Source organism: Flavobacterium pygoscelis (genome assembly GCF_023162025.1).
GTDB classification, from domain to species: domain Bacteria; phylum Bacteroidota; class Bacteroidia; order Flavobacteriales; family Flavobacteriaceae; genus Flavobacterium; species Flavobacterium pygoscelis.
In genome coordinates, this window is the sequence record NZ_JALNUB010000005.1 from 36,886 (window position 1) to 62,505 (window position 25,620).

Sequence of the window (25,620 nt, forward strand, 5' to 3'; positions counted from 1 at the left end):
AATTAAATTAAAGAAAAATCAAATGCTAATTCCCATGTAATTTAAAACTAATTTCTTTCATATAAGCAGCAATGATGTAGGCTTTCATAATCTTCGGCTGTAGCCTTTACGTCATCTGTATCGTGTCCTACTTTTGCAATTGCTTTTTTTACAGCTAACGGACTTGTTTTTTCTTCGTTAATTATCAAATTAAGTTGATGTGTTGCAACATCCCATGAAGCCGATTTTACTCCAGGCACCGAATATGCCGCTTTTTGAATGCGCTTTTGACATTGTTCGCAATTCCCATTTACCTCTGTAACATATTTTGCATTTTTATTCTTTTTTTCTTGTGCTTGAGTTACAAAGCCAACTAAAAAAAGTAAAAGAACTATACTTAAATTTTTCATTTTTTCTATTTTATTTTATTTTAAACTAATTATTTTATTTTAAATCGCAATCCTGCATAATACATTTGTCCAAAAACAGGTGCATAAACAATTGACGCATCAAAATTGGGACCAAAAGGATTCTCACTTCCCAGAATTGCTTTATCTTGTTTGTAATTTCCAATATTTTCTCCTCCAACATACATTTCGAAAGTAGAAGAAAAAGTTCTAGTAATTTGAGCATTCATCACAGAATAAGATTTTGAAAATTCCGTCAATCTATCATTTACTGGATTTGACACCGTATTAGGTAATTGTTGCTGACCAATCCAATTGAAAGTGTAATCAAATTTCCATTGTTTCCCTTTCTCACCAATGTGTGTTGCATATTCTAAATTACCAAAAAAACGGTGCTTCGCTTGCAACGGATTCTGGTAGTTTCCAGAAAGATAATCTGTTTTAACATCGTAAAATTTATAAGCAGATCGCAAATTGAAATGTTGCGCCAATTCATAGTTAAATTCGAACTGCATTGTATTGGCAATGGATTTTCCTTTCAAGTTATAAATCAAAACTTGTTGTGGACTTTGCATCAAATCGACAACCGCTTGATTTAGAAAATCAGTTCTATAAAAATCAAAACCAACATCGGCACTTTTGCCAAAGAGCGAGAACTTTTGAGCAAAACTTATTCCATAATTCCATGCAATTTCTGGATTTAATCCATAAATTTTTCCATTAGAATCTAAAATATCAAAAGTTCTAGAACTCGCAAATAAAGGTTGATTTTCTGCAAAAATATTAGCAGAACGTTTTCCTCTTCCTGCTGAAAATCGCAAAACTGCCTTATCCCAAGGATTATACCTCGCATGTAATCGTGGTGTTACGAATGTTCCGAGACGGTTATGATTATCAATTCTACCCCCTAGAATCAAACTAAAATTATCTGCATTGTCATAAGTATATTCAAAAAAAGCACCTATAGAAGTATCTGCTCTACTATAGTCATTGATATTTACAAATTCTTGGTATTTGTCGTAAGTAAAATTCAAACCTGTAGCAAATTTATTCATCGTATTGCTGATAATCGAGTTAAAAATCAAGTTCGAATAATAGCTGCTTTGTTTAATATTATATTGGTTTAAACCAAAATAAGAATTTTGATCATGAATATTAAATGCATTTTGAAAACCAATACTTTGATAAGGCATGTCTTTAAAAACATAACCTATTTTTGTAGAAATATCCAAACGTTCTGTATTAATTTCTGAACCCCAAAAATTAGTTGTCCCTTTGTCTTTATTGGTATTAAAATCTAATTGTCCTGTTTGTTTTTTATCATTCATGTATCTGAAATTGATAAAACTCACTAAACCTTTTTCTTCATCATAATACTGATATCTGTTAAGAACATTAATTTGTTTTGCCAACGGATTATCCAAAAAGCCATCTTTATTTTTATCCATTTTAGAAACTCTTGCATTGCCATGCAAAAACAAGCTACTACTCCATTTATCGGAGAGTTTAGTGTTAAAATGGGTATTTAATTCAAAACGAGAATCGGTAGAACCGTAAGCATTTAAGAAAAATGGAATATCATTAATCGGCTTAATTAACTCCGTATTTATTTGGCCCGAAATACTCTCGTAACCATTCACTACGCTTCCTGCTCCTTTAGTGATTTGAATACTCTCTACCCAAGTCCCTGGTGTAAATGACAAACCATAGGCTTGAGAAGCACCTCGAACAGAAGGGACATTTTCTTCGGTTATCATCAAATACGGACTAGTTAGTCCAAGCATTTTGATTTGTTTTGTTCCCGTCAAAGCATCTGTAAAATTGACATCAATTGATGGATTTGTTTCAAAACTTTCTGCCAGGTTACAACAAGCTGCTTTAAGTAATTCTTTGCTGGTAATTATAGTGGTGTTTCCTGTAACCGTATATGATTTTTGAATTCCTTTTTGCTTTTTTGTGATTTTTACTTCTTTCAAATTCTCTTGAGATAACATAGGAATCGAAAGAAAAACAGCAATCAGAAGTATTGCTTTTTTATTCATTATAAATTTATTTAATGTTTATTAAAAGTAGACTCAAACCACAAAGAAGTGATCTGACTTTATAAAAAACATTAAAATCAAGCGTAGAAAATATATTGGCTGTACAATTTAAAGAGTGGTGGCGCATTTGCCTCGCAAAAATAAGAAGTGACTTCAATACTTTTAAGATTTTCAATCGAAAAAAAAGAAATGGTTTGTACTTGCTTAATAACAAAATAATAAGGAGCAGAAAAAGAAAACACTTTAAGAATTGTGTTATCTGATTTTTTTTGAAAGTTGACTACTTTATCTTTACAACAACTGTCTTTTTTAGTTACTGTTTTTTCGCAACACCCTTTTTCAATTTGTTGAGGAGCAATTCTATTTACCGAAATAGAGGCAATTTCGTCTCCACAGTAATGCACATTAAAAGCCATCCCTACATTGGAAACCAATAGTAGAAATGCTAAAATTATACTAGTGCATCTTTTTAAATTCATGTTGCAAAATTAGACAATAAACACAGCATTAAAATCAAAATAGTGTTAAAACTTATAATTCGAATTCCTGACCAATTAATGGAATTTTACAATTAAACCCATATTTTTCTTGAATTTTAATACGTAGTTCATCCGCTGGCTGATTTTCTCCGTGAACTAAAAATACTTTAGTAGGTTTATTTTGTAGATCCGATAACCAATTCACTAAATCATTTTGATCACCATGAGCTGATAGACCTCCTATTTCTACAATTTTTGCATTTACAGGATAGTATTTTCCAAAAAACTTAATTTCTTTTGCTCCATCTAACATTTTTCGGCCACGTGTTCCTTCAGCTTGATAGCCAACCATAATTATAGTGGTTTCTGGCTGCACAATATAATGCTCTAAATAACTCAAAACTCGACCTCCAGTAATCATTCCGCTAGCAGCAATAACTACTTTTGGGCGACTATCCAAAATTATCTCATTTGTTTCCTTGTGTTCAGAAACTAATAGGAACATTTTACTCACTTTATCACATTCCTCAACCGATAATTTATGCCATTTTGGGTTTTCTCGAAATATATTTAAGGCATTAATTCCCATTGGTGTATCAATAATATACGGCACATTAGGAATTCTTTTCTCTTGTTTTAATTGCCATAACAAATACATAATAGTTTGAGCTCGTTCTACGGCAAAACTCGGAATAATAACCGTTCCACCACTATTAATTGTATGATTCACATACTTTTCGAGCTCTGATTTAATATCTAAATGTGGATGCAACCTATTGCCATAAGTACTTTCTAAAAAAACATAATCAGCCTTTTTAGGTTTAGTCGGCGGAAACATTAAAACATCATCATTTCTTCCAATATCGCCAGAGAAAACCAAAGTTTTATCTTCTAAGGTTATGGCAATTGTGCAGGCTCCTAAAATATGTCCTGCAGTAGTAAAAACAGCTTGAATTGAATCATTTAAAGAAACAGCTTCACCAATGCCAACCACACTGAAAAGAGGAAAAACTTTTTCCGCTTGTTCTACTGTATAAAGAGGCTCAGCAATTTCGTGTTTAGAATACTTTCCTTGATTGGCTTTATTAGCTTCTTCTTCTTGAATTTTAGCACTGTCAAGGAGAATTAATTTCGTAATTTCTTTAGTTGGACCAGTACAATAAATTTTCCCATTAAAACCTTGGCTTACTAATCTTGGTAACCAGCCACAATGATCTAAATGACCATGAGTCAAGAGTACATAGTCTATTGTAGAAGGCAAAACTGGCAATGGATCCCAATTCATTTCTCTTAGCGGTTTAATTCCCTGAAACAATCCGCAATCAATCAAAATACGCACTCCATTACTTTCAACTAATGTTTTAGAACCAGTTACAGTTCCCGCTCCTCCTATAAATTTAACTTTCATCTTTATTGCTTTTTTAAAATTAATTAAAACCTCTATTCTTTAATTACATTCGCACAGCTCTGCAGCTTCTTTTAAAACATTTCTTATACGATTGGAACTGATTCCTATTTTTTCTAAAGCAGTAGTGTTGTTTACTATTTCTTTAACTAAAATCACATCCATTACCAATAGTTTGTCTTTTTCAGCAAGAGTCAATGTTGTCAAACAAGTAATTGGATACAGTGCATTATCATCATTTTTGGTCTTTAAATTATCTTTTGAAGGATAATCCCAACTCATCAAATTGATTCCAGAACATTTCGCAAAATCCATTGCGTCCTTAGTAAAGCGATTATTGGTAACAATCCAACATTTTGAAATTACATCTTCTTTTGTAAAAACAGGATGTTTTCTTTCCTTTAAATCATTAAATCGTGATAAAATATACATAGGAACTTTTACATCTGAAGCTGCTTCTCTACCCATATGAAATTTACACTCTACCATTGCTATAACTTCATTTTTCTTAATAAGCACATCTACTTCATGAGAAACACACTTACCTGATAAAGTTAAATTAGTAATTACGTTATATCCTTCTGATGCAAATAGACGAGCAGTATATTTTTCGAAGAAAAAGCCAGCAGGACCCAATAAACGAATAGCTTCTCTAAGATTATAACGAGCTGCATGAGAATTAGCTGTTTTCTTTAACAATGCAAATGCCATTTTGTAAATCTTTTTTGTTGAAATACCTTCGTAAATTTCGTTTTGAATTTGCTTCATAATTCCATCTACAACTGTTACACTTGCTCCAGACTTTAGTAATGAACTTTTCAGTTTAACAGGATTAAACTCGACGATAAGACCCGAATGTTTTACTATCTTCATGCTTGAATAATTTTAATACCAACTCAATAATATTAAATAAAGATACGCATTAAAAGCTACTCTATTTTTGTTTTTGATAATAAAATCCTGCAACAAATAGCAATAAAAAAAGAGGCTGAATTAAGAACCTTCGGATATAAAAGAGTATCCAATTGTAGTTTCCAACAGCAAAAAACACTATATAAATAAAGATACAAATAAAAAGAAGGAAGAGAAAACAATACAACGCAGCGGCAAATTTCAGGAGTGAAATTTCCTTAAAGACTACATAAATAATACAAAGAGAAAAAAAAGTATTTAGTGAATATCTGAAAAACAACCCTGTAATTAGAGGAAAGAACTTAACAGCTGGCAAGGACAAATTAGCAAAGTCTTTCTTGAAAAAATCTAAAAAAGGATCATAGAATAATTCATTTTCAAAGGCACGAATTAGAACCAAAAAAAGAACCAAAAAAAGAATTTGCAATATGATAAGTTTATTACTTACTATTTTACGAAACATATTTTGAAAATTTACGCACCCAGATTAACCATAATAAAAAAACAACACTATAAATAAATAATGGAAAAAGAACTTCATGCAATATCACTTCTTGTTTTGGAAAATAAAACAGCAATACAGTTAATGCTGCTATCCTAAAAACATTTAAGAGATAAATAATTATACTTCCGCAAAAAATAAAGAGAAGAGTTGGTGTTAATTTGCTTGAAAAAGCTACTACAAACGAAACAAACAAAATTATAATGCTTATTGCATTGCAACCCTCTACGATGCGGGCAATATATTCCTTATGAAAAAATAATTTCATGTAGGATCCTGTATCGCTTTCTACTACCGAAACTTCTTCACCAAAAAATAGCAAAATCTGTTCGGTATTCTTACTCACAAACTTTGTAACAGCATCCGTTTTATTCTTTTCTAAACTGCCTAAATATTGCTGATAAATAAAAGTAAGAATGAAATAAGTTAAAAAAAAACTAGCCAAAAAAATTAAGAAAGGTTTATACTGAATAAAATATTTTTTCAAAATCTATATATTTTTAAACAAATTAATTTATTTTTTGAAATTACTTTAAATACTTTTACAAAATAAAAACAAAACGATGACATTTCAAGAACTACAACCAAAAGTAACTCAAATAACTTTGAATACTAGCCTTTCTCGTGATGAAAAGCTTTTAACAATTTGTCAACTACTTAGCGATTCTATTTCCTACTACAACTGGGTAGGGTTTTATTTTGCTAATCATGAAACTCAAACATTACATTTAGGCCCGTATGTGGGAGCAGAAACAGATCATACTGTCATTCCGTTCGGAAAAGGAATTTGTGGACAAGTAGCAGTATCTAACAATAATTTTGTAGTTCCTGATGTTGCTGCTCAAGACAATTATATTGCTTGTAGTTTTACCGTAAAATCCGAAATCGTGGTTCCACTATTTGTAAATGGAGAAAACATAGGACAAATTGATATTGACAGCCATGTAATTGATCCTTTTACAGAGGAAGACGAGCGTTTTTTAGAATTTGTAAATTTAGAAATTGCAAAACTTTATTAAACTAAATTACTCTTATTCGTTATCTTAAATGAAAATAAAATTATATACAATTATTGCAATATTAGTTACGTTTTTTTCCTATTCTCAGGCCAACAAACCTATTAGTCGGATGATTTTTCTGGATTCATTAGACACTGAAACATCACAAGGGGAACATTTATACTCTAGAATTATTAAAAATTATTTTTCTGACAGAACAAGTTACGAATTTACAGAATATTATAAATCTGGAAACATAAAAAGCACCGGAATCACTAAAAATAAAGACTATTTAGAGATAGACGGGACTTATATTACCTATTTTGAAAACGGGAAAAAAGAATCTATTTCAAATTATAAAAATAAAAAAACAACTGGTAAGTCTTTCAATTATTACGACACCGGAAATATTCAATCAGAAATTGAATATCTAGAGAACGAAGACGAATTCGCAGTAAACTACAAAGTGTTACAAGCATGGAATAAAGAAAACCAACAAGTGATATTTGATGGCAATGGCAAATTCGAATCATTTGAAAATGAGCATTACATTGTTAATGGCATAATTGCAAACGGACTTAGAGAAGGGAAATGGGAAGGATACAATAAATCCAACACTATAAAATTTATCGAAAATTATGCAAAAGGAAAATTAATTTCTGGTATCACTACAGATTCTAACGGTATCGAAATACCTTATACGTTATTATTTGAAAAAGCAAAACCAGAAAAAGGATTAAAACATTTTTACGATTATGTACGTTATAACTTTGTAAGACCAAATGAAACCGAATGGCAGAATACCTCTGGAAAAATACACTTAAAATTTACCATAGAAAAAAATGCCACCGTAAATAACATCGCTATAATAAAAGGAATAAACGAAAAATTAGATCAGGAAGCAATACGAACAATACAAACCTATAATAAATGGTTGCCCGGATATTCTAGAGGACTGCCAGTAAGAGTTCAATATCGCATTCCAATTACATTACCATCAAATAAATAGTTTATCAAAGAAAACAAATGAATTGTATTTGTCAATTCAAAATTTTATATTACTTTTGCAACCGTCTTACAATAGCTGTATGACATACATAAAAATCATTAAACAAATATTGGAATGTATTTAACTAAAGAGATTAAAGAAGAAATCTTCGCTAAACACGGAGAAAAAACAAACACTGGAAAATCAGAAGCTCAAATAGCTTTGTTCACGTATAGAATTACCCACTTAACGGAGCACTTGAAAAAAAATCGTCACGATTATAATACAGAGCGTTCATTAGTATTGTTAGTAGGTAAAAGAAGATCTTTGTTGGACTACTTGAAAAAGACTGAAATCAACAGATACCGTGAAATTATCAAAGTATTGAATATCAGAAAATAATCAATAAAAAAGAGGTGCGAAAGTGCCTCTTTTTTATTTTACAATTTAGAGTTTAAAAATTCTACTTCAGTCCTGACACAAAAGGGATTAGAATTAAAACTTCTCCAAAAAATGATTACTACCATAAAGTAATCGACAATAAAAAAAGTTTGGTTTTTCATTGGGTTTTAGGCATTAACTACGCAAAACAACAACTACAACACAACTAAAACCCATGTTTAACTAAAAAAATTAAATTTATGATTCCACAATTATTTGTAGAAACTATCGATTTAGGTGATGGCAGAAACATCACAATCGAAACAGGTCGTTTAGCAAAACAAGCGGACGGTTCTGTAGTAGTAAGAATTGGAAAAACTGTAATTTTAGGTACAGTGGTTTCCTCAAGAAAAGCAAGTCCTGGTATCGACTTTTTACCATTAACGGTAGATTACCGCGAAAAATTTGCTGCAGCAGGTCGTTTTCCAGGAGGTTTCTTCAAAAGAGAAGCACGCCCAAGCGATAGTGAAGTATTAACAATGCGTTTAGTTGACCGTGTATTGCGTCCACTTTTCCCAGATGATTACCATGCAGAAGTGCAAGTTATGATTCAGTTAATGTCTTATGACGAAGATATTATGCCAGATGCATTAGCAGGTTTAGCAGCTTCGGCAGCACTTGCTCTATCTGACATTCCTTTCGAAACTTTAATTTCTGAAGCTAGAGTTGGTCGTATTGATGGAAAATTCATCATTAACCCATCTCGTGCTCAATTAGCATTATCAGATATTGATATGATGATTGGAGCTTCTATGGATTCTATCGCAATGGTAGAAGGAGAAATGAAAGAAATTTCAGAAGCAGAAATGCTTGAAGCAATCAAATTTGCACACGAACACATCAAAAACCAAATTGCTGCTCAATTGCGTTTGCAAGCTGCTTTTGGAAAAAAAGAAGTTCGTACCTACGAAGGAGAAAGAGAAGACGAAGCTATTTATGCAAAAGTAAAAGCAGCATCTTATGATAAAATTTATGCTATTGCAAGCAAAGGTTCATCTAAACAAGAACGTACTGCAGCATTTGAAGAAGTAAAAGAAGAAGTAAAAACTTTATTTACTGAAGAAGAATTAGCAGAAAACGGAGATTTAGTTTCTAAATACTTCAAAAAAACAAACAAAGAAGCAGTTCGTAACGTAACCTTAGATTTAGGAACACGTTTAGACGGAAGAAAAACTACTGAGATTAGAGATATTTGGTGTGAAGTAGATTATTTACCATCAGTTCACGGATCTGCATTATTTACTCGTGGAGAAACGCAAGCATTGGCAACAGCAACTTTAGGAACTTCTAGAGAAGCAAACCAAATTGATTCTCCATCTGAACAAGGGGAAGAAAAATTCTACTTGCACTATAACTTCCCTCCTTTCTCAACTGGCGAAGCTCGTCCTTTAAGAGGAACTTCAAGAAGAGAAGTTGGTCACGGAAACTTAGCGCAAAGAGCCTTAAAAAATATGATTCCTGCTGATTGTCCTTACACTATTCGTGTAGTTTCTGAAGTTTTAGAATCGAATGGTTCTTCTTCTATGGCGACAGTTTGTGCTGGAACATTATCATTAATGGATGCTGGTATTCAAATGATTCGTCCTGTTTCTGGAATTGCAATGGGATTAATTACTGACGGAGATCGTTATGCTGTATTGTCTGATATTTTAGGTGATGAAGATCATTTAGGAGACATGGACTTTAAAGTAACTGGAACTTCTGAAGGAATTACAGCTTGTCAGATGGACATCAAAATTGACGGTTTGAAATACGAGATTATGGAAGCGGCGCTAGCTCAAGCTAGAGATGGTCGTTTGCATATCCTTGGAAAATTAATCGAAACTTTAGCAGCTCCGAAAGCAGATGTTAAAGCGTATGCTCCAAAAATCATTACAAGAAGAATTCCTAACGCATTCATTGGTGCCTTAATCGGACCTGGTGGAAAAGTAATTCAAGAATTACAAAAAGCTACTGGAACTACAATTGTTATTAATGAAGATCCTATTACTGAAGAAGGAGTTATTGAAATCTTAGGTACTGATCCTGCTGGAATTGAAGCAGTATTAGCTAAAATTAAGTCAATCACTTTCAAACCTCAAATGAATGAGTCTTACGAAGTGAAAGTAATTAAAATGCTAGATTTTGGTGCAGTTGTAGAATATACATCCGCTCCAGGAAACGAAGTTTTATTACACGTATCTGAGTTAGCTTGGGAACGTACTGAAAATGTTGCTGATGTAGTAAACATGGGCGATATTTTTGAAGTGAAATACTTAGGTATGGATCCAAAAACTAGAAAAGAAAAAGTGTCAAGAAAAGCACTTTTACCAAGACCTCCACGTGAGGAAAGAAAAGAGTAATCAGATCTTAAGTTTACTAAAGGTTTATTTATAGAAAACCCCAATTCATTTAGTTGAATTGGGGTTTTCGTTTTAATCAAGAAATATTATGTTTGATTACTACAATAAAAAAGCATGTTCTCTAAAGAATTCAAAAAAGCATTGCAAGAACTACCAAGTGCCGAGAAAGATAAATTAATCTTTAGACTTTTAAAAATAGGTCTGGACCTTACTAATAGATTGTATTTTGAACTTGTAGACACCTAAAATATTGAAGAAAAAAGAGCAACTTTCGAGTTGTTATTGAGTAAAAAAATTAAACAAATCACAAACCGTTTTTACTCAATAGGTTATTCATTACAAAATACACGATATGTAAGTGGTGACATTACAGAACTTATAAAAAGTAAATAAAGATAAATATGGCGAGATAATTCTTAATCTAAAAATGCTGAACGAACTATTACAATTAAACAACAAAAAAAATGAAAAAACAGCTATGCATAAGCATATCCTTTTTGCATTTACGTTATTGTAAGAGTATTTAAAATTATGATTTTAATGAAAGCTATTGATGAAGAATTATTTAATTGAATTCAGAAATTATCTTGCAAGATTGGGAAAATTCATTTTTAATAACACGTTCTTAATACGAACCGCAATTAATAATAGTCTTGATATAAACTAGTTATTTAATGGGGTAATACCAAAAGACAATGCAGCGTATCACAAAGAAATAAGAAAACAATGCTTTCTAAAATAGAGCTTATTTAATTCATTCTGAATTTGCTTCTATTAGAAACCTCTGAGAAAATGTTAGTTTTACGAATTATTAATTTAAAAAATCTTTTGAGCAATAAACTGCATTAGGGATAGTAGCAATTGTTTGAGCTCTTATTGTGAAGTAAAGCGAAACAATAAAGCGAGTGCGAATAGCCCGACCGCAGGGAATGCCACAATTTAAATTCAGTATGTATGTAATTTAAAAAATCTTTTCAAATTATTGTAACTTTTTTGTAACTCGCTACGTATAACTATTTGTACACTTAAAACTGAGGAGACAAAAACATGAGACAACTTAAAATCACCAAGCAGGTAACGAATCGTGAAACTGCATCATTAGACAAATATTTACAAGAAATTGGAAAAGTTGATCTTATTACAGCAGACGAGGAAGTAGAATTGGCTCAAAAAATTAAGGCTGGGGATCAAAAAGCCCTAGAAAAATTGACAAAAGCTAATTTACGTTTCGTTGTTTCGGTGGCTAAACAATACCAAAATCAAGGATTAACGCTTCCTGATTTAATTAACGAAGGAAACTTAGGATTGATTAAAGCAGCACAACGTTTTGATGAAACGCGTGGTTTCAAATTCATTTCGTATGCAGTTTGGTGGATTCGTCAATCGATTCTTCAAGCTCTTGCTGAACAATCTCGTATCGTTCGTTTGCCTTTGAACAAAATTGGTTCTATCAATAAAATCAACAAAATGTACGCTTTATTAGAGCAATCTAATGAACGTCCACCATCTGCTGAGGAAATTGCAAAAGAACTAGACATGACTGTGAATGATGTAAAAGAGTCTATGAAAAACTCTGGTCGTCACTTATCAATGGATGCACCGCTTGTAGAAGGAGAAGATTCTAACCTTTATGACGTTTTACGTTCGGGTGAATCTCCAAATCCAGATAGAGAATTAATACACGAATCATTACGTACTGAAATTGAGCGTTCATTGGAGACATTAACTCCAAGAGAAGCTGATGTTGTACGCTTGTACTTTGGTTTAGGCGATCAACACCCAATGACTCTTGAAGAAATTGGAGAAACTTTTGACCTAACTCGTGAGCGTGTGCGTCAGATTAAAGAAAAAGCAATTCGCAGATTAAAACACACTTCAAGAAGTAAAATCCTTAAAACTTATTTAGGATAAAATATAAATTCCACTGATAGGAATTGAACAGTAAACAACAGTTTGATTGACTGTTCGTTTTTTGATTGATGATTGAAACTCCGGCTGATTACCGGAGTTTTGCTTTTTCAGCAAAAATCCGGTCTGTTCGCAAAAGCTCGGGTTTCCGGAGTTTTGCTTTTTTATCCCCCTAACCCCCAAAGGGGGAATTATAAAAATACTGCTTTTAGACATTGCAATTGATTTGGGCGTGTCCCTTCGTAAAAACTTCGGGCCGGGCTTTTCGTTACAATCTTTTTTATTTTATTGTGCTACGCTACATAAAATAAAAAAGGATTTCCACTTCACTCCCTCACGCAAAGCGGAATTAAAAACTCACCAATTGTCTTCATAAAAAAACTTTCGCAATCATATTAAATAAACTAATTTTGCAGAAACTACAACATAATAGTCTAAACCAGATTTAGATTAAACAACAACACAAATGAAAAATACACTTATTGCACCCTCAGTATTAGCAGCTGATTTTGGAAATTTACAACGCGACATCGAAATGATTAACAATTCGGAAGCGGATTGGTTTCATATTGATATTATGGATGGTGTTTTTGTTCCTAATATCTCTTACGGAATGCCCGTTTTAGAAGCAATTACAAAGCACGCAAAAAAAACAGTAGACGTTCACTTAATGATTATCGATCCTGATCGTTACATCAAAACATTTGCTGAATTAGGCGCCAATATACTTAGCGTACATTATGAAGCCTGTACCCACTTGCATAGAACTTTACAAGCTATAAAAGCTGAAGGGATGAAAGCTGGAGTAGCAATTAATCCACATACTAATATTGATTTATTAGAAGATGTAATAAATGATATTGACTTGGTTTGTGTCATGAGTGTAAATCCAGGTTTTGGAGGTCAATCTTTTATAGAGAACACTTACGCAAAAGTTAAAAAGTTAAAAGCATTAATTAATAGAACGGGAGCTACAACACTAATAGAAGTTGACGGTGGCGTTACGAACAAAAATGCAAAACAACTTGTTGAAGCTGGAGCAGATGTTCTAGTTGCTGGAAGTTTTGTTTTTAAAGCTGAAAATCCAGTACAAACCATACACGATTTAAAGAAGCTAACAAGTTTCTAGAAAATGGCGCCTTTAGCGCCATTTTTTATTAATAATAGCTTCCTATATAATTCAAAGTTTCCGGCTCTATTACAAACTAACACAAAGCTTCCAGCCTTCAAAAGGCTAGAAGCTTTATAAAAAAAAGATAACAAAAAGGCACAAAAAAACCGCCAATCTTTCGAAAGGCGGTTTTTATTTTAATCTATGACAGCATTTTCTTTTTTGTCATAGAAATGATATTCTAAATACGTGTAAGCATCACGAGGTATGATTTTCACCCACTTTTTATGTTCAAGAAACCATTTTGAACGTAATGATGGAAAACCTTTGGTAAGGTATGCAGCCACAAATGGATGTACATTAAGCACAACATCTTTGTGGTTTTTTAATACTCTTTCTAGATCAAAAGTAATCTTGTCAATGATTTGTATTGGCGCTTCAATTTCGCCACTTTCATTATTAGGATCTTCCTCTCTAGTTTTAATATTAACTTCTGGTCTTACTCTTTGTCTAGTAATTTGAACTAATCCAAATTTGCTCGGAGGTAAGATCTTGTGTTTTGCTTTATCATCGCTCATTTCCTCTTTCAAGAAATCGAACAAGACTTTACGATTTTCGGGATTAGACATATCAATAAAATCAATGACTATGATTCCGCCCATATCACGTAGACGCAATTGTCTAGCAATTTCGGCAGCAGCAATCATATTGACTTCCATGGCGGTATCTTCTTGGTTGGTGGCCTTATTAGAACGGTTTCCGCTGTTCACGTCGATAACATGTAACGCTTCAGTATGTTCAATAATAAGATATGCTCCTTTACTCATGGATACTGTTTTTCCAAAAGAAGTTTTGATTTGTCTCTCTATGTTATATTTCTCAAAAATTGGAGTGTCCTTAGATTGATAAAACTTAACGATTGATTGTTTGGATGGTGCAATTTCTTGCAAATAATCCTTTGTTTGGTTGTACAACTCTTCATCATCAATTTGAATACCACTAAAGGTATCATTAAACACATCTCTTAGTATTGAAGAAGCTCTGTTGAGTTCTCCTAATACTTTGGACGGATGATGAGCAGTTGGTAATTTTTTACACATTGCAGTCCATCTGCTGAGCAGGTTCTGCAAATCTTTTTCTAATTCGGCTGTATTTTTGCCTTCGGCTACTGTGCGAACAATAACACCAAATCCTTTTGGTTTGATGGATTGTACTAATCGTTTCAAGCGTTCTTTTTCTTTTTTGTCTTCTATTTTTTGTGAAATAGAAACGCGGTCAGAAAATGGAACTAAAACTATAAATCTTCCAGCTAGAGAAAGCTCAGCGCTAATTCTCGGTCCTTTGGTAGATATAGGTTCTTTGACAACTTGTACTAAAACAGATTGATTGGCACTCAATACATCAGTAATGGTACCATCTTTGTCTATTTCTTTTTCAAACTGAAAGGTTTTTAGGGAGAAATCTTTTAATTTACCTGCGCTTACAAGTTTTATGAATTTCAGTTGGGAAGCTAAATTAGGACCTAAATCATGATAATGTAAAAAGGCGTCTTTTTCGAAGCCAACATTTACAAAAGCTGCATTAAGTCCAGCAACTGGCTTCCTTATTTTGGCGATAAAAATATCACCAACCTGGAAGTTGCTTTCTTCTTCTTCTTTGTGTAATTCAATTAGTTTTCCATCTTTTAATAAGGCAAAATCTACGGCTTCAGAACTCGATCGGATGATTAATTCTTTATTCACACTGTAAATTTTTATCCGAACTTTTAGTAACAAGTTTAAAATTTTAGCCCTCAAACCAAGGCTTAAGAACTTATATCATAAAACTCATAACTGAATTGTAAGGATGGATTAAACAATATTTTAACAGGTATTGTACCCGGGGAAACTTATAGATTTTAGATTCTCAATTTCTGATTCTTGATTTCTGATTTCTGATTTTAATAAAATCTGAAGTCTACAATCGTTAATCTTAATTCTTAAATCATTCCGTTTCGATTTCAATGAACTTTTAAAAAGAAAAAAGTAGTTATAAACTACTTTTTCTTTTTGTGACGGTTAGCTCTCGCTCTTTTTTTACGTTTGTGAGTTGCTACCTTATGTCTCTTTCTTTTTTTACCACTTGGCATATCGTATCGATTTTATGATTAATTAATATTATTATTTTGCTTCGTTATTTATCTTAACTCCTTCTACAAAAACTTTTGCAGGTTTAAATGCAGGGATATTGTGAGCAGGAATTTTTATTGTTGTATTTTTTGAGATATTTCTACCTGTCTTCTCAGCTCTAGTTTTTACAATAAAACTTCCAAAACCTCTTAAGTATACATTGTCACCAGTCTCTAATGAATTTTTTACTTCATTCATAAAAGTCTCTACAGTTGCCTGAACATCTCCCTTTTCAAGACCTAGTTTCTCTGAAATTTTTGCTACGATATCTGCTTTCGTCATTTTCTTTCCTATTATATTATGTTGTACTATTTTTTTGAGGTTGCAAATATATGAATTTAAAAAACAATTAATCAACCTAATTCATTAAATTTTAATCACATAAACTTTTACTTTTGCAGTCTAATATTTAAACATGAATTTTTCTAACTTATTGATAAAATGGTACTTACAAAATAAACGTGATTTACCTTGGCGAAACACCACAGATCCCTACCCTATTTGGCTCTCGGAAATCATGTTACAACAGACCCGAGTAGCGCAAGGAACACCTTATTTTTTATCTTTTACAACCGCTTTTCCAACCATTTTTGATCTCGCCGCAGCAAGTGAAGAACAAGTACTTAAACTTTGGCAAGGTTTAGGGTACTATTCTAGAGCTCGAAATTTACATAAAACCGCTCAATATATAGCTTCTGATTTAAACGGTATATTTCCTGATAACTATAATGACTTACTAAAACTAAAAGGAATTGGAGAATATACAGCCGCCGCGATTGCTTCTTTTTCTCATAATGAAGTAGTACCTGTTGTTGACGGAAACGTTTTCCGAGTATTATCTCGTTATTTTGATGTAGAAACTGATATTGCGCAGGCTTCCGCCAAAAAAGAGTTTACTGCTTTGGCTTTTGAATTAATACCTAAAGACAATCCTGCTCTTTTCAATCAAGCAATAATGGAATTTGGCGCTTTGCAATGCGTTCCTAAAAGTCCTAATTGCAGTATTTGTATTTTTAACGAAAGTTGTGCCGCTTTACAAAAGAAGAAAGTAGACCAATTACCCGTAAAGTCTAAAAAAATAAAAGTTAGAAACCGATACTTTAATTATATAGTAGCATCAGATGAGAACCAAAACACGATCATACAAAAACGAACTGATAAAGGAATTTGGCACAACTTATATGAATTTCCTTTATTAGAAACAGAAAAAGAGGAAGATTTTAGTTTTGTTTCCGAACAAATACAAAACGAATATTTTAAAGAAAATAAGATTTCGAGTATCTCAGAAAACAATAACAAAAGTATTGTACATAAACTATCACACCAGCATTTGCATATTAAGTTTTGGAAAGTCATTATAAACGGTACTATTAAGGAAGGAATAGATCAAGACACATTAAGGTCATTCCCTTTCCCGATTGTGATTCATAATTTTATTGAAAAGGAATTAAATTAAATATTTCTAAAAAAATGTATCTTTGGTATAAATACCACAATCTACGATGAACGGAACATTAAATAAGGTTATGCTAATTGGTTTTCTTGGCGATGACATCAAAATGCACTATTTTGATGGAGGAAACTGCATTGGTAGATTTCAACTCGCCACGAACGAAGTCTATATAAACAAAACCACAAACGAAAAAATCACCTCTACAGAGTGGCACAACTTGGTTGTACGAAATAAAGCCGCCGAACTTTGTGAAAAATACCTTTCAAAAGGAGACAAAATATACGTCGAAGGCCGAATCAAATCGCGCCAATGGCAAGCTGAAGACGGAAGTACTAAACACACCAGCGAAATTCAAGTGACCGAATTTACTTTTCTAACAACCAAAAAAGATAGCGAAAGTAACAAACAATTTCCTGCAACAGATATTGCAAAAAACACTAATTTTGCCTCAGAAAAAAATGACTTGCCTATTAACGACTTGCCATTTTGATTGTTTAACTAATCTTTACTAATTTGGACCCAGAGCCCAGTTTGTCTTTTATTAACACTATCGATACCCATTTAATATTGGGTCTTTTAGCGATAGTTGTTTTGTTATTTTTCTCCGCATTAATTTCCGGTGCAGGAGTAGCATTATTGTCTCTTTCTCAAAAAGAAGTTGATTGCTTATCTCAAGAAAATAATTCTAAGGGGAAAATTATTGCTAAACTTTTAGAAAAACCAAAAAAATTATTAGCAACTCTTATGATTGCCAATAACTTTCTTAATATCTCTATAATTTTATTTTTTGCATTTATTGGAGAAAATATTTTTGAAGCAATTTCCAATCCGTTTTTAAAGTTAACCGTCGAAATAATTATAATTGCATTTTTAATTTTACTTTTTGCAGAAGTATTACCAAAAGTTTATGCAAGTAGAAATCACGTGAAATTTGCTAAAAATATTGTATTTCCAATTGCTTTTTTAGATAAATTATTATCGCCAATCAGCTTACCATTACGTGCATTCACTATTTATTTGCACAACAAATTAGGCAAACAGAAAACAAATTTTTCTGTCGATCAATTGTCTCAAGCACTAGAAATGACAACCTCTGAGGACACTTCTTCTGAGGAACAAAAAATTCTAGAAGGAATAGTTAGCTTTGGAAACACAGATACAAAACAAGTGATGAGTCCTAGAATTGATATCTTTGCATTGGAAATCACAGAACCATTTATTGAAATTTGTCCTAAAATTATTGAAAAAGGATTCTCTAGAATTCCTGTATATCGCGACAACATCGATCAAATAGAAGGTGTTCTTTATGTTAAGGATTTATTACCACATATAAATACAAACGAATACGACTGGAAATCATTATTAAGAGAACCGTTTTTTGTGCCTGAAAATAAAAAACTAGACAACTTATTAAAAGATTTTCAAAGTATGAAAAGCCATCTCGCCATTGTTGTAGATGAATATGGCGGTACTTCTGGACTTGTTTCGCTAGAAGATGTTATCGAAGAAATTGTAGGTGATATTAGCGATGAGTTTGATGACGAACACATTAACTTTTCTCAAATTGATGACAAAAATTATCTATTTGAAGGAAAAATAAATTTGAAAGATTTTTACAGAATTATTGATGTGGATGAAGAATTATTCGAAAATAAAAAAGGAGAAGCAGAAACATTAGCCGGATTTATTCTTGAAATTTTAGGAAATTTTCCAAAGAAAAATCAAAAAATAGCTTTTGAAAACTGTCTGTTTACAGTAGAAACAGTAGATCAAAAAAGGGTAAAACAGATAAAAGTGACTCTAGAATAAATCTTTCCGTAAGATTGGAAATAGATAAAAAGAACAAAAAATGACAAAAAGAACTATTGCCTGCATGATACTAATCCTAATTTCACTATTAAATTACAGTTGTAAAGACGAGGTTTTACCTAAACCTTCTAGTTACTTACGACTGGATTATCCCGAAGCAAAATATGTTGGTTTTGAAAATGAATGTCCTTATGCTTTCGAAATGAATTCGGATGCTATCATAAAAAAGGAAAAGAATTGTGACTATACAATTACCTATCCTAAAATGAAGGCCACTATTTACTTGACCTATAAACCTGTTATAAATAATATTGACAAACTGTTACGTGACGCACAGAAATTGACGTACGAACACGTTATAAAAGCAGATGATATTTTAGAACAACCTTATTTGAATCCGGATAAAAAAGTTTACGGTATGTTTTATCAAGTGGAAGGCAACGCAGCTACTAACGCACAATTTTACGCTACAGATAGTACTAAACATTTTGTAACGGCTTCTATTTATTTTTATGCCAAACCAAATTACGACTCTATAATGCCAGCGGCAAGTTATATCAAAAATGACATGCAACGATTAATGGAAACTTTAAAATGGAAATAATATTTTAAAAGTATTACTGTTTTAAAGAAACATATTTATAAAAAAAGCTTCTCAATTGAGAAGCTTTTTTTATGCGAAATTTAAAAATATTAGATTTTTACCTCTTTAACTTTGTATGTCTTACCATCTGCAGCAGCTTCTACCACTTTAGTCAATTTTGCTTGATCTTGAACTGTTTTGTCAAAAGTAACTGTAGCCAACTTTGTGTCAAAATCTACTTTAACATCTCGTACACCATCCAGTCCACTTAAGTCTTCTTGTATTGTTTTAGCACATCCTATAGCGCAAGTCATTCCTTCTATAGCAAAACTTGCCGTCTGAAGATTTTCAGCTGCAATTTCTTTTTTTACTTTTGGAACAGTACTTTCAGTAGCTTCCGCAGTTCCTTTCAAATCTTTTTCATTGGTTTTATCTTTACATCCAACAAATAAGACACTAGCAAGAGCGAAGGTCAACATTGATTTTTTGAAATTCATTATATTATAATTTTAGAGATTAAGAGTTCATTTAATACTTCAAAATTAATCAAAAAAAGAAGGAATATTTCATAAAATAATTACAATTTTGGGGCAAAATCAGATTTATGAAATCAAAGCAGTTAAAATGGCTCTACTTAACACTTCTAGCCCTAGTTTGGGGAAGTTCTTTTATATTAATAAAAAAAGGACTCATTGGTTTAACAGCTTTACAATTGGGATCACTACGCATTATTTTTGCTGCTCTTTTTTTATTCCTAATTGGTTTTAAAAATTTATCAAAAATTCCTGCTCGAAAATGGAAATATATTGCCTTGACTTCATTAGTCGGAACTTTTTTGCCTGTTTATTTATTTGCTATTGCTCAAACAGAAATTGAAAGTTCTGTTAGTTCTATTTTAAACTCCCTTACACCTTTAAACACTTTACTTTTAGGCGCCTTTTTTTTCGGATTGCATTTTAAAAGAAATCAAATTTTAGGAATATTAATTGGCCTAACCGGAAGCATTTTATTGGTTTTTAATGGCGCTCTTAATCACCCTGAACAAAATTATTATTACGCTATTTTGGTCTTAATTGCTTCAATTTGTTATGCATTAAACGTTAATATAATAAAAAAACATTTACACGATTTAAGCCCATTGAGTATAACAACTGGTAATTTTACAATATTGTTCATTCCAGCTTTTATCCTATTATTTTTCTCTGGTTTCTTTGAAGTGGTTCAGGAAATCAAAGTACAACAGTCTGTACTTTTTATTATGATATTAGGCATAGTAGGGACCGGAATAGCCAATATACTTTTCTTTAAGTTAATACAAATCTCATCACCAGTTTTCGCGACTTCTGTAACCTATTTAATTCCTGTAATTGCTTTTGGATGGGGTTTGTTGGACAATGAAATACTTACGCCCGTTCAATATTTTGGCGCCTTTATTATTTTAATAGGTGTGTATTTATCCGCAAAAAAATAATTGCACCATTACAAAACAATGATAATTTAAAACAACAAAGACTGTCTTAAAGACAGCCTTTGTTTAAATAATTCAATTAAAGATTACTGAAAATCAGCATCTGATACTCCTTCGTTGATTTTGACATCTGATATTTTTATATCCAATTCAAAACCTACATTTTGTATAATATTAAAAGGAACTTTAACTCCTTTTACTACTCTGTAATCTGAATAATTTGTAGTTTGAGAAATACTCTTACCACCTTGCTCCATCACTTTCGTTTCAGCAACTTTTAAACCTGTATTTACATCATAGAAAAGCGTTGTTTTACCATTTTTGATTACGTAAGCATCCTTACCATTTATAGATTCAATACTCTCTAAAATTAAACCTTGTTTTTTAGAAAGTAAAAGCTCTTCAATTGGAGTAGCAGCCGCTTTCATTTCGGCAAGCGCAGCACCTTCAATAACTTGACGTTGCCCTTGTTGCATCACATAACCTCCTTTTTCATTAACCACTTGCTTCATTATACTCATTGTCCCCATAGCCAACTCTACCATTAGTTTTCCTTTGGCATCAATTTTAGAAACAAAAGTCAATGGAGAAGGTGCTTGAGGAATCGTCGTTGTTCCATTCAATGCAATTGTTTTAACAGCTGAAGCTGCTTTCTCACCACCGATAGCTATAATATAATTATCAATAACTGTTTTTGCAGTCAATCCTGCTGGAACTGGTTTTTTAAATTCTGGTTTAGCAGTTGGATTTCCGTACTTATCAAAATAGAAAACTGGTATCTGTAATTTTTCTAATCCAGCTGCAACATCAGATGCTTTTCCAACAATTATAATTCTACTGTTGTCAACTTTAAAATATTTGTTTGCAACTCTTAAGACATCGTCAGCAGTTACCGCACTTATGTTTTTAATGTAATTTTCGTAAAAATCAGCTGGTAAATTTTGAGTTTGAATTCTTAATGCATATCCTGCCACAGTTTGTGGTTTTTCAATTTGCATTACAAATCGACCTATATAACCCGCTTTTACACTAGCTAACATGTCTTCAGTCACTTTTTCAGTTCTAATTTTTTTGTATTCTTTTATTATCTCTACAACCGTACTGTCTGTCACAGCATTACGAACTTGTGTAGAAGCATTAAAAGTAGCAATACGTTTATCACCACTTATCGCTGTTCTTGCACCATAAGTCCATCCATGAGCTTCTCTCAAGTTCATGTTAATATAACTGTTGAAGTCTCCACCCAAAATTTGATTTGCTATCAATACAGCAAAGTAATCTGGATCTGTCATTTTTAGACTTGACATATTAACAACTGCAACTTCTGACTGTACCGCATTTGGCATGTCTACAAAGTTAATTTGAGTGCTTGATACATCTTTTGGATCCGTATAAGAAATAGAAGGAGCTGTATCTTTTTTCCATGAACCAAAAAACTTTTCTACCATTTTTTTAGTTTCATTGAATTTTACATCTCCTACAATGATTAGATAAGCATTACTTGGAACGAAATACGTACTATAGTTTCTTTTTACATCAGCCAAAGTAACATTTTTCAAAGTTGCTTCGCTTACATATTCACCAGAAGGATGATCTTTACCATAAGCTAAAACATCTACTACTCTTCTAGCAACGGCAGAAACACTTTTCTCATTTGCTTTTAGACCTTCAATAAGTTTGGTTTTTTCTTTATCAAATTCTTCTTGAGTAAAATTTGGATTTAATGCGCCATCGGCCATTAACTCTAAAACTCTACCTGCATACTTTGACAAAGAATTTGCTGAAGCACCATTTGAACTAAAGTTAATATTAGCTCCTAGAAAATCGATCTCTTCATTGAAAGCTGTTTTAGAAATTTTAGTTGTTCCACTTCCCATCAACGTACTTGTCATATCAGAAAGTCCTTTTTTGTCTCCTTCTGCATATGGATCATTGTCTAAAGTAAGACTAAAAGCAACTCTAGGCAATTTATGGTTTTCAACAACCATAACTTTCAATCCGTTTTTTAATTCAAAGGTTTGCGGTTTTCCGATTTTAACGGTTGGAGCAACTCCAGGTTTTGGCTGAGGAATGATTTGTCCTTGCATAATAAGTGTTAAGAACAAGCTTGATAAAATTAATATTGATTTTTTCATAATGATATATCTTAGTTTTGAGCTTTGTCTTTAGATGGAACATAATCCAAAACTAATCTTTGATTTGGATTCAAATATTTCTTGGCGATATCTCTAATCTCTTCACGTGTAACCGATTGATAAATATCGTTCTCCGTATTAATTAAATTCACATCTCCGTATAATAAATAGTAAGTTGCTAAATTATCTGCAATACCATCAATAGTTGAGTTGCTGTTTACATATTGATTCTCGAATTTATTCTTTAATTTCTGTAAATCTTTCTCACTTATTAATTCTGTTTGTAGATTTACAACTTCAGAATCTATTTCAGCAAGAATATCAGCAGCCGTATTAGGAGCTTGAGGTAATCCGTAGATAATATAACTTCCGTAGTCCTCTTGACTGTTACTAAAAGCACCTATTTGCAAGGCCATTTTTTTATCGTCAACAATTTTTTTGTACAATCTAGAACTTTTTCCATCCGTTAATATCGAAGAGATCATGTCTAAAACTCTTGCATCTCTAGTTTTCATAGACGGTGTTCTATAGGCAGCTACAATAGCAGGAATTTGAATGTTTGCATCTTCAAACTTTGCTTTTATTGTTTCCGTGATAGGATCTTCTACAAAAGTTTCTCTTTTAATAGCTGCTCCTTTTTTGATAGGTCCAAAATATTTTTGAATCCATTCTTTAGCTTGCTCCTTTTTAAAATCTCCTGCAACAACTAAAACAGCATTGTTAGGAACATAGAATTTCTTATTAAAAGCTTGAAATTCCTCTAAAGTTGCAGCATCTAAATGTGCCATAGAGCCAATTGTTGCCCAACGATAAGGATGCTTCTTAAAAATATTCTTTTTTACTTCTGCCAAAAAGTTTCCGTATGGTTGATTGTCAACACGAAGTCTTTTTTCTTCTTTTACAACTTCATTTTGCGTGTTCACACCAATTTGGTTAATAATAGGATGCAACATTCTCTCTGCTTCCATCCACAATCCTAATTCAAGATTGTTAGACGGGAAAACTTCGTAATAATAAGTTCTATCGTCAGTAGTGTTGGCATTATTCACACCACCATTACTAGTTACAATTTTGAACCATTCTCCTCGCTTTATATTCTCTGTTCCTTCGAATAATAAATGTTCAAAAAAGTGAGCAAATCCAGTTCTTTCCGGATTTTCGTCTTTAGCACCTACATGATACATTACAGATGTGATGACAGTTGGAGCTGACGGATCATTGTGTAAAATTACATGCAAGCCATTATCTAAATTGTATTCCTCAAATGCTACTTTTTGAGCAGAGGCTACTCCTCCTAGCATAAACAAAGCACCTAAAGCCATTAATGATTTTTTCATAAGGTTAATAATTTTGTTAATATGAATAATAAGTAGTATTCCTAAAGAGATTGTTACAAAAAAAAGAAGAAAAATTCTACTTTAACACTTGTTCAATTCAGCAAGAAGAGTAATGAAAAAAGAACAACAAAAGGATGAATTAATAAGCAGTAATATTTTTTGATACACAGATTGCAAGTTAAAAATATAATTGTATATTTGCAACCTTAAAAATTATTAAAACCAATCAATATGTATGCAATCGTAGAGATAGCAGGGCAACAATTCAAAGTAAGCAAAGACTTAAAGGTTTATGTTAACCGTTTGACTAATGAAGAAGGTTCAAAAGTTACTTTTGATAAAGTTCTTTTATTAGATGACAACGGAACTATCACTTTAGGCGCCCCAGCTATAGAAGGTGCTTCAGTAGAAGCTAAAGTGTTACAACACTTAAAAGGAGACAAAGTTATCATTTTCAAAAAGAAAAGAAGAAAAGGATACAAAAAGAGAAACGGTCACAGACAATATCTTACTCAAATTGTAATCGAAGGAATTACTGGTGTTGGTACTAAGAAAGCAGCTCCTAAAAAAGCAGCAGCTGAAACAACAGAAGAAGTTGAAGCTCCTAAGAAAAAAGTAGCTAAAGCTAAAAAAGAAGATACACAAGAATAATAACAAAATAAAACTAATACGTCATGGCTCACAAGAAAGGTGTCGGTAGTTCTAAGAATGGTAGAGAATCAGAATCAAAACGTTTAGGTGTTAAGATTTTTGGTGGTCAAGCTGCTATTGCTGGGAACATCATCGTAAGACAAAGAGGTTCAAAACACAATCCAGGTGAAAATGTTTACATCAGTAAAGATCACACACTACACGCAAGAGTAGATGGAGTTGTTATGTTCCAAAAGAAAAGAGATAACAAATCTTATGTATCTATACTTCCATTTGAAGTTGAAGCATAATTGAATTGTTTTCAAAATAAAAAAAACCTTTAGAGTAATCTAAAGGTTTTTTTTATGCTTAAATTTTTTAATTACTAGCTAAAGAGATGATTCTTAACCTTTAATTGAAACACTTCCTTTGTGACCAACTAATACAAAAAAGAAAAGTAGATATCAAAATACTGAATCTTTAAGAAACAAAAAAAAAACGCCCTATAAAGAGCGTTTTAATA

At 32.1% G+C, this 25,620-nt stretch carries 26 protein-coding genes; 14 read left to right on the plus strand and 12 right to left on the minus strand.

Features of this window, described 5'->3' with window-relative positions:
* Nucleotides 1-47: 47 nt before the first annotated feature.
* The 7 genes from MW871_RS08965 to xrtF all read right to left on the minus strand — a co-directional run bounded on the left by MW871_RS08965 (nucleotide 48) and on the right by xrtF (nucleotide 6,213).
* Nucleotides 48-389 carry a heavy-metal-associated domain-containing protein gene (locus tag MW871_RS08965; RefSeq protein WP_248428305.1) on the minus strand — a complete coding sequence of 114 codons (342 nt, stop codon included), beginning with the start codon at nucleotides 387-389 and terminating at the stop codon, nucleotides 48-50.
* 29 nt (nucleotides 390-418) lie between these two features.
* Nucleotides 419-2,428, minus strand: a complete 2,010-nt coding sequence (locus MW871_RS08970) for a TonB-dependent receptor plug domain-containing protein (protein ID WP_248428306.1) — start codon at nucleotides 2,426-2,428, stop codon at nucleotides 419-421.
* Between the two features lie 77 nt (nucleotides 2,429-2,505).
* Nucleotides 2,506-2,907 carry an HYC_CC_PP family protein gene (locus MW871_RS08975; protein ID WP_248428307.1) on the minus strand — a complete coding sequence of 134 codons (402 nt, stop codon included), beginning with the start codon at nucleotides 2,905-2,907 and terminating at the stop codon, nucleotides 2,506-2,508.
* Between the two features lie 52 nt (nucleotides 2,908-2,959).
* A complete protein-coding gene (locus MW871_RS08980) occupies nucleotides 2,960-4,315 on the minus strand; it encodes an MBL fold metallo-hydrolase (protein ID WP_188048748.1) in 1,356 nt (451 codons plus the stop codon).
* A 39-nt stretch (nucleotides 4,316-4,354) separates the two neighbouring features.
* Nucleotides 4,355-5,185 carry a restriction endonuclease gene (locus MW871_RS08985; protein ID WP_248428308.1) on the minus strand — a complete coding sequence of 277 codons (831 nt, stop codon included), beginning with the start codon at nucleotides 5,183-5,185 and terminating at the stop codon, nucleotides 4,355-4,357.
* A 61-nt stretch (nucleotides 5,186-5,246) separates the two neighbouring features.
* On the minus strand, nucleotides 5,247-5,687 hold the full coding sequence (locus MW871_RS08990; protein ID WP_248428309.1) for an exosortase F system-associated membrane protein: 441 nt from the start codon (nucleotides 5,685-5,687) through the stop codon (nucleotides 5,247-5,249).
* Nucleotides 5,677-6,213 carry an exosortase family protein XrtF gene (gene xrtF / locus MW871_RS08995; RefSeq protein ID WP_188048751.1) on the minus strand — a complete coding sequence of 179 codons (537 nt, stop codon included), beginning with the start codon at nucleotides 6,211-6,213 and terminating at the stop codon, nucleotides 5,677-5,679. Before xrtF ends, MW871_RS08990 begins: the two co-directional genes overlap by 11 nt.
* A 76-nt stretch (nucleotides 6,214-6,289) precedes the next feature.
* On the opposite strand from xrtF, the gene MW871_RS09000 reads away from it, so the two are divergent.
* The 7 genes from MW871_RS09000 to rpe all read left to right on the plus strand — a co-directional run bounded on the left by MW871_RS09000 (nucleotide 6,290) and on the right by rpe (nucleotide 13,532).
* A complete protein-coding gene (locus tag MW871_RS09000; protein ID WP_248428310.1) occupies nucleotides 6,290-6,745 on the plus strand; it encodes a GAF domain-containing protein in 456 nt (151 codons plus the stop codon).
* A gap of 28 nt (nucleotides 6,746-6,773) precedes the next feature.
* Nucleotides 6,774-7,733 carry an energy transducer TonB gene (locus MW871_RS09005; protein WP_248428311.1) on the plus strand — a complete coding sequence of 320 codons (960 nt, stop codon included), beginning with the start codon at nucleotides 6,774-6,776 and terminating at the stop codon, nucleotides 7,731-7,733.
* 114 nt (nucleotides 7,734-7,847) lie between these two features.
* Nucleotides 7,848-8,114 (plus strand): 30S ribosomal protein S15, encoded by a 267-nt coding sequence (rpsO, locus tag MW871_RS09010; RefSeq protein ID WP_188048754.1) that lies wholly within the window; start codon nucleotides 7,848-7,850, stop codon nucleotides 8,112-8,114.
* 239 nt (nucleotides 8,115-8,353) lie between these two features.
* Complete coding sequence (locus MW871_RS09015) at nucleotides 8,354-10,495, plus strand: polyribonucleotide nucleotidyltransferase (RefSeq protein ID WP_188048755.1); 2,142 nt, start codon at nucleotides 8,354-8,356, stop codon at nucleotides 10,493-10,495.
* A gap of 114 nt (nucleotides 10,496-10,609) precedes the next feature.
* A complete protein-coding gene (locus MW871_RS16330; protein WP_282454602.1) occupies nucleotides 10,610-10,741 on the plus strand; it encodes a hypothetical protein in 132 nt (43 codons plus the stop codon).
* 801 nt (nucleotides 10,742-11,542) lie between these two features.
* On the plus strand, nucleotides 11,543-12,406 hold the full coding sequence (locus MW871_RS09020) for a sigma-70 family RNA polymerase sigma factor (RefSeq protein ID WP_007137700.1): 864 nt from the start codon (nucleotides 11,543-11,545) through the stop codon (nucleotides 12,404-12,406).
* 463 nt (nucleotides 12,407-12,869) lie between these two features.
* Complete coding sequence (gene rpe, locus MW871_RS09025; protein WP_248428312.1) at nucleotides 12,870-13,532, plus strand: ribulose-phosphate 3-epimerase; 663 nt, start codon at nucleotides 12,870-12,872, stop codon at nucleotides 13,530-13,532.
* Between the two features lie 179 nt (nucleotides 13,533-13,711).
* Here the strand turns inward: rpe and MW871_RS09030 are convergent, their stop codons facing one another.
* Together MW871_RS09030 and MW871_RS09035 are read right to left on the minus strand one after the other, a co-directional pair.
* Nucleotides 13,712-15,256, minus strand: coding sequence for an Rne/Rng family ribonuclease (locus MW871_RS09030; RefSeq protein WP_188048757.1), 1,545 nt, complete (start codon nucleotides 15,254-15,256; stop codon nucleotides 13,712-13,714).
* Nucleotides 15,257-15,673: 417 nt separating this feature from the next.
* Entirely contained in the window at nucleotides 15,674-15,994 is a 321-nt protein-coding gene (locus MW871_RS09035; RefSeq protein ID WP_262487700.1) for an HU family DNA-binding protein, read from the minus strand.
* A 103-nt stretch (nucleotides 15,995-16,097) separates the two neighbouring features.
* On the opposite strand from MW871_RS09035, the gene mutY reads away from it, so the two are divergent.
* The 4 genes from mutY to gldD all read left to right on the plus strand — a co-directional run bounded on the left by mutY (nucleotide 16,098) and on the right by gldD (nucleotide 19,548).
* Nucleotides 16,098-17,138 (plus strand): A/G-specific adenine glycosylase, encoded by a 1,041-nt coding sequence (gene mutY / locus MW871_RS09040; RefSeq protein WP_248428313.1) that lies wholly within the window; start codon nucleotides 16,098-16,100, stop codon nucleotides 17,136-17,138.
* Between the two features lie 46 nt (nucleotides 17,139-17,184).
* Nucleotides 17,185-17,625, plus strand: coding sequence for a single-stranded DNA-binding protein (locus MW871_RS09045; protein WP_188048759.1), 441 nt, complete (start codon nucleotides 17,185-17,187; stop codon nucleotides 17,623-17,625).
* A gap of 23 nt (nucleotides 17,626-17,648) precedes the next feature.
* Nucleotides 17,649-18,944 (plus strand): gliding motility-associated protein GldE, encoded by a 1,296-nt coding sequence (gene gldE / locus MW871_RS09050; RefSeq protein WP_248428314.1) that lies wholly within the window; start codon nucleotides 17,649-17,651, stop codon nucleotides 18,942-18,944.
* A gap of 64 nt (nucleotides 18,945-19,008) precedes the next feature.
* Nucleotides 19,009-19,548 carry a gliding motility lipoprotein GldD gene (gene gldD, locus MW871_RS09055; protein ID WP_449536177.1) on the plus strand — a complete coding sequence of 180 codons (540 nt, stop codon included), beginning with the start codon at nucleotides 19,009-19,011 and terminating at the stop codon, nucleotides 19,546-19,548.
* Between the two features lie 89 nt (nucleotides 19,549-19,637).
* Here the strand turns inward: gldD and MW871_RS09060 are convergent, their stop codons facing one another.
* Entirely contained in the window at nucleotides 19,638-20,024 is a 387-nt protein-coding gene (locus MW871_RS09060; RefSeq protein ID WP_248428315.1) for a heavy-metal-associated domain-containing protein, read from the minus strand.
* Between the two features lie 107 nt (nucleotides 20,025-20,131).
* On the opposite strand from MW871_RS09060, the gene MW871_RS09065 reads away from it, so the two are divergent.
* Complete coding sequence (locus MW871_RS09065; protein ID WP_248428316.1) at nucleotides 20,132-20,998, plus strand: DMT family transporter; 867 nt, start codon at nucleotides 20,132-20,134, stop codon at nucleotides 20,996-20,998.
* An 83-nt stretch (nucleotides 20,999-21,081) separates the two neighbouring features.
* Here MW871_RS09065 and MW871_RS09070 read toward each other — a convergent pair whose 3' ends face one another.
* Both MW871_RS09070 and MW871_RS09075 read right to left on the minus strand, forming a co-directional pair.
* Entirely contained in the window at nucleotides 21,082-23,130 is a 2,049-nt protein-coding gene (locus tag MW871_RS09070; RefSeq protein ID WP_248428317.1) for a M16 family metallopeptidase, read from the minus strand.
* 11 nt (nucleotides 23,131-23,141) lie between these two features.
* Nucleotides 23,142-24,467 (minus strand): M16 family metallopeptidase, encoded by a 1,326-nt coding sequence (locus MW871_RS09075; RefSeq protein WP_188048764.1) that lies wholly within the window; start codon nucleotides 24,465-24,467, stop codon nucleotides 23,142-23,144.
* A gap of 231 nt (nucleotides 24,468-24,698) precedes the next feature.
* On the opposite strand from MW871_RS09075, the gene rplU reads away from it, so the two are divergent.
* Nucleotides 24,699-25,118 carry a 50S ribosomal protein L21 gene (rplU, locus tag MW871_RS09080; RefSeq protein WP_248428318.1) on the plus strand — a complete coding sequence of 140 codons (420 nt, stop codon included), beginning with the start codon at nucleotides 24,699-24,701 and terminating at the stop codon, nucleotides 25,116-25,118.
* Between the two features lie 23 nt (nucleotides 25,119-25,141).
* On the plus strand, nucleotides 25,142-25,408 hold the full coding sequence (gene rpmA, locus MW871_RS09085; protein ID WP_121924086.1) for a 50S ribosomal protein L27: 267 nt from the start codon (nucleotides 25,142-25,144) through the stop codon (nucleotides 25,406-25,408).
* Nucleotides 25,409-25,620 lie beyond the last annotated feature (212 nt).

Bases quoted from the DNA above. Each gene is read 5' to 3' on its own strand.
- MW871_RS08965 (WP_248428305.1), bottom strand. From the start codon at position 389: ATGAAAAATTTAAGTATAGTTCTTTTACTTTTTTTAGTTGGCTTTGTA.
- MW871_RS08970 (WP_248428306.1), bottom strand. From the start codon at position 2,428: ATGAATAAAAAAGCAATACTTCTGATTGCTGTTTTTCTTTCGATTCCT.
- MW871_RS08975 (WP_248428307.1), bottom strand. From the start codon at position 2,907: ATGAATTTAAAAAGATGCACTAGTATAATTTTAGCATTTCTACTATTG.
- MW871_RS08980 (WP_188048748.1), bottom strand. From the start codon at position 4,315: ATGAAAGTTAAATTTATAGGAGGAGCGGGAACTGTAACTGGTTCTAAA.
- MW871_RS08985 (WP_248428308.1), bottom strand. From the start codon at position 5,185: ATGAAGATAGTAAAACATTCGGGTCTTATCGTCGAGTTTAATCCTGTT.
- MW871_RS08990 (WP_248428309.1), bottom strand. From the start codon at position 5,687: ATGTTTCGTAAAATAGTAAGTAATAAACTTATCATATTGCAAATTCTT.
- MW871_RS09000 (WP_248428310.1), top strand. From the start codon at position 6,290: ATGACATTTCAAGAACTACAACCAAAAGTAACTCAAATAACTTTGAAT.
- MW871_RS09005 (WP_248428311.1), top strand. From the start codon at position 6,774: ATGAAAATAAAATTATATACAATTATTGCAATATTAGTTACGTTTTTT.
- rpsO (WP_188048754.1), top strand. From the start codon at position 7,848: ATGTATTTAACTAAAGAGATTAAAGAAGAAATCTTCGCTAAACACGGA.
- MW871_RS09015 (WP_188048755.1), top strand. From the start codon at position 8,354: ATGATTCCACAATTATTTGTAGAAACTATCGATTTAGGTGATGGCAGA.
- MW871_RS16330 (WP_282454602.1), top strand. From the start codon at position 10,610: ATGTTCTCTAAAGAATTCAAAAAAGCATTGCAAGAACTACCAAGTGCC.
- MW871_RS09020 (WP_007137700.1), top strand. From the start codon at position 11,543: ATGAGACAACTTAAAATCACCAAGCAGGTAACGAATCGTGAAACTGCA.
- rpe (WP_248428312.1), top strand. From the start codon at position 12,870: ATGAAAAATACACTTATTGCACCCTCAGTATTAGCAGCTGATTTTGGA.
- mutY (WP_248428313.1), top strand. From the start codon at position 16,098: ATGAATTTTTCTAACTTATTGATAAAATGGTACTTACAAAATAAACGT.
- MW871_RS09045 (WP_188048759.1), top strand. From the start codon at position 17,185: ATGAACGGAACATTAAATAAGGTTATGCTAATTGGTTTTCTTGGCGAT.
- gldD (WP_449536177.1), top strand. From the start codon at position 19,009: ATGATACTAATCCTAATTTCACTATTAAATTACAGTTGTAAAGACGAG.
- MW871_RS09060 (WP_248428315.1), bottom strand. From the start codon at position 20,024: ATGAATTTCAAAAAATCAATGTTGACCTTCGCTCTTGCTAGTGTCTTA.
- MW871_RS09065 (WP_248428316.1), top strand. From the start codon at position 20,132: ATGAAATCAAAGCAGTTAAAATGGCTCTACTTAACACTTCTAGCCCTA.
- MW871_RS09070 (WP_248428317.1), bottom strand. From the start codon at position 23,130: ATGAAAAAATCAATATTAATTTTATCAAGCTTGTTCTTAACACTTATT.
- MW871_RS09075 (WP_188048764.1), bottom strand. From the start codon at position 24,467: ATGAAAAAATCATTAATGGCTTTAGGTGCTTTGTTTATGCTAGGAGGA.
- rplU (WP_248428318.1), top strand. From the start codon at position 24,699: ATGTATGCAATCGTAGAGATAGCAGGGCAACAATTCAAAGTAAGCAAA.
- rpmA (WP_121924086.1), top strand. From the start codon at position 25,142: ATGGCTCACAAGAAAGGTGTCGGTAGTTCTAAGAATGGTAGAGAATCA.